Source organism: Pseudomonas sp. CAM1A (assembly GCF_047501685.1).
GTDB lineage: Bacteria > Pseudomonadota > Gammaproteobacteria > Pseudomonadales > Pseudomonadaceae > Aquipseudomonas.
Genome location: NZ_JBFNXP010000034.1, coordinates 1 through 3,694 on the forward strand (window position 1 = coordinate 1; position 3,694 = coordinate 3,694).

The window sequence follows — 3,694 nt, forward strand, 5'->3', positions numbered from 1 at the left end:
GGCAGTGCTGCAGTTCCACCATATCGTGCTCGACCATATCGCCATGCAGGCGGTGCAGGCCGAGCTGCGCGGCTACTTGCTGGGCCTGACCGAGCCGTTGCCGGCCTCGGTGCCGTACCGCAACTACGTGGCACAGGCGCGCCTGGGTGTCAGCGAGGCCGAGCACGAAATGTTCTTCCGTGCCCGCCTGGGCGATATCGACGAGCCGAGCCTGCCGTTCGGCCTGCGCGAGGTGCAGGGCGGAGGCCTGCCTCTCGATGAGGCCGAGGTGGCGTTCGACGGCGCCCGCTATGGCCGCCTGCGTGATCAGGCCCGCCAACTGGGGGTGAGCACCGCGAGCCTGGTGCACCTGGCCTGGGCGCGCCTGCTGGCGGTGGCCTGCGGCAAGGACCGCGTGGTGTTCGGCACTGTGCTGCTGGGCCGCCTGCAGGGCGGTGAGGGCAGCGAGCGGGCGCTGGGCATGTTCATCAATACCCTGCCGCTGCGGATCGACCTGGACGGGCTGGGCGTGCGCGAAGGTGTGCTGGCGACCCACCGCGAGCTGTCGGCGCTGCTGGTCCACGAGCACGCCTCGCTGGCCCTGGCCCAGCGCTGCAGCCAGGTGGCCGCACCGCTGCCGCTGTTCAGCGCCATGCTCAACTACCGGCAGAGCACCCGTATCGCGCCGCAGTCTCAAGCCTGGGAGGGCATCGAGATCCTGAGTAGCGAAGGGCGCAGCAACTACCCGTTGAACCTGAACGTCGATGATTTCGGTGATGGTCTGCGCCTGGCCGTGCAGGTGTCGGCCCAGGTGGGTGCGCAGCGGATCTGCGCGCAGATGCTGCAAGTGCTCGATGGCCTGCTGCTGGCGCTCGAACAGCATCCGCAGCAGGCGCTGAGCCGGTTGCCGGTGCTGAGTGCCGAGGAGCGGCGCCGAGTACTGATCGACTTCAACGACACACGGGTGGGCCACGACCTCGATCAGACCCTGCACGGGCTGATCGAGGCCCAGGTAATGCGTACCCCGGACGCCGTGGCGGTAAGGGCCGAGGAAGGTGAGCTGACCTATCGCCAGCTCGACGAGCAGGCCAATCGCCTGGCCCATCACCTGATCGCGCTGGGCGTGCAGCCCGACGACCGCGTGGCGATCTGCGTCGAGCGCGGGCTGTCGATGGTGGTCGGCCTGCTGGCCATTCTCAAGGCCGGTGGTGCCTATGTACCGGTCGACCCGGAGTACCCGGCCGAGCGCATCCGCCACATGCTCGATGACAGCGCGCCGCTGGCGGTGCTGGTGCACGGCGCCACCCGCGACGTGCCGCAGGCGAGCCAGGCGGTGCTGATCGACCTCGACCGGCCGACCTGGCAGGCGCAGCCGGCGCATGCCCCGCAGGTGTCCGGGCTGACCGCGCGGCACCTGGCCTACGTGATCTACACCTCCGGCTCCACCGGCCTGCCCAAGGGCGTGATGAACGAGCATGCCGGGGTGGTCAACCGCCTGCTGTGGATGCAGGACGCCTATCAGCTGGGCGCCGGCGACGTGGTGCTGCAGAAAACCCCATTCAGCTTCGACGTGTCGGTATGGGAGTTCCTCTGGCCGCTGCAGACCGGCGCGCGCCTGGTGATGGCGCGTCCGGGCGGGCACCGCGACCCCGAGTACCTGCGCGCGGTGATCCGTGACGAGCAGGTCAGCACCTTGCACTTTGTCCCGTCGATGCTCGATGTGTTCCTCGCCCACGGTGAGGTCCTGGCGCACCAGCTCAAGCGTGTGCTGTGCAGCGGCGAGGCCTTGCCCGGCAGCCTGGTAAGGCGTTTCCACGCACAACTGCCGACGGTCGAGCTGCACAACCTGTATGGCCCGACCGAGGCGGCGGTGGACGTCAGTGCCTGGCACTGCGTGACGGCGCCGGACAACACGCCGATCGGCAAGCCGATCGCCAATACCGCGCTGTACGTGCTGGACGCCCAGGGCCAGCCGGTGCCGCTGGGCGTGGCCGGCGAGCTGTACATCGGTGGCGTGCAGGTAGCGCGGGGCTATCTCAACCGCGAGCAACTGACCGCCGAACGCTTCCTCGATGACCCGTTCTCGCTGGGGGCCGGTGGCCGGATGTACCGCACCGGCGACCTGGCCCGCTACCTGGCCGACGGCAACCTGGAATACCTCGGTCGCAACGACGACCAGGTGAAGATCCGCGGCCTGCGTATAGAGCTGGGCGAGATCCAGGCTTGCCTGACCCGTATCGAAGGGGTCAAGGAGGCGGTGGTGCTGGCCCGCGAGCAGCGTTTGGTGGCGTACTACACCGGTGCCCTGCAGGCGTCGGACAGCTTGCGCTCGGCACTGCTGGGCCAGTTGCCGGAGTTCATGGTGCCGGCCTCGTTCACCCACCTCGAGGCACTGCCGCTGAGCCCCAACGGCAAGCTGGACCGCAAGGCGCTGCCGCAACCGGAAACCACGCAGCAGGTCTACGAGGCGCCGCAAGGCGAGGTCGAGACCCTGTTGGCGCAACTATGGCGTGAGTTGCTGGGCGTCGAACAGGTTGGTCGCCACGACAACTTCTTCGAACTGGGCGGCCACTCGCTGCTGGCCGTGACCCTGACCGCGCGCATGCGCCAAGCGGGTCTGGCGGCGGACGTGCGGGTGCTGTTCGGCCAGCCGACCCTGGCAGCGCTGGCGGCGGCGGTGGGCGGTGAAGTGATGCTGGAGGTACCGGCCAACCGAATCCCGGCGGGCTGCACACGCATTACCACTGAGATGCTGCCGCTGGCGCGCCTGGAGCAGACCGCGCTTGACAGCCTGGTGCAGCGGATTCCCGGTGGCGCGGCCAATATCCAGGACCTGTACGCCCTCGCGCCGTTGCAGCAGGGCATTCTCTACCACCACCTGGCCAGCGCCGAGGTCGACCCCTACGTGCTGCAACTGGGCTTCGCCTTCGCCGGCCAGGCCGAGCTGGAGGCCTTCGTCGCGGCGCTGAACCAGGTTATCGCCCGCCATGACATCCTGCGCACCAGCGTGCACTGGCAGGGGCTCGACGAAGCGGTGCAGGTGGTCTGGCGTGAAGCGCGCCTGGACATTCAGCCGGCACTGGACAACGTGCGCCTGGACCTGGGCCGCGCTCCGCTGATGCACCTGAGCAGCCATGTGGAACAGGGCCGCCTGCAGGCGACCCTGCTGCTGCACCATATCCTCCTCGACCATGCCGCGATGGAACTGCTGGTGGCCGAGGTCGGCGATGTGCTGCTGGGGCGCATGCCCGAGGGCGACAGCGTGCCGTACCGCACCTATGTGGCCCAGGCGCGCTTGCGCGACGACAGCCAGGCGCAGGAGGCGCTGTTCCGCGAACTGCTCGGCGATGTCGACGCGCCAACCGAAGTGTTCGGCCTGCGCGAGGCGTTGGGCGACGGCAGTCACGTGCTCGACCATCGCACACGCCTGGACGAGCCGTTGGCCCTGCGCCTGCGTCAGCAGGCCCGGGCGCTGGGGATCAGCGTCGCCAGCCTGGTGCACCAGGCCTGGGGCCAGGTGCTGGCACAGCTGTCCGGCCGCGAGGAGGTGGTGTTCGGCACCGTGTTGCTCGGTCGCCTGCAGGGCGGCGAAGGCGCCGAGCGGGCGCTGGGCATGTTCATCAACACCCTGCCGCTGCGGGTCAGCGTGGGAGCGATGGACGTAGTCGACGGCGTGCGCCTGACTCACCAACGCCTGGCGCGCCTGCTGGCCCAC

At 69.1% G+C, this 3,694-nt stretch carries 1 protein-coding gene; it reads left to right on the forward strand.

Annotation, left to right across the window (positions count from 1 at the left end; genetic code table 11):
- Nucleotides 1-3,694, forward strand: a 3,694-nt coding sequence (locus ABZO33_RS26730; RefSeq protein ID WP_414538493.1) for an amino acid adenylation domain-containing protein, incomplete at both ends; no start/stop codon positions are given.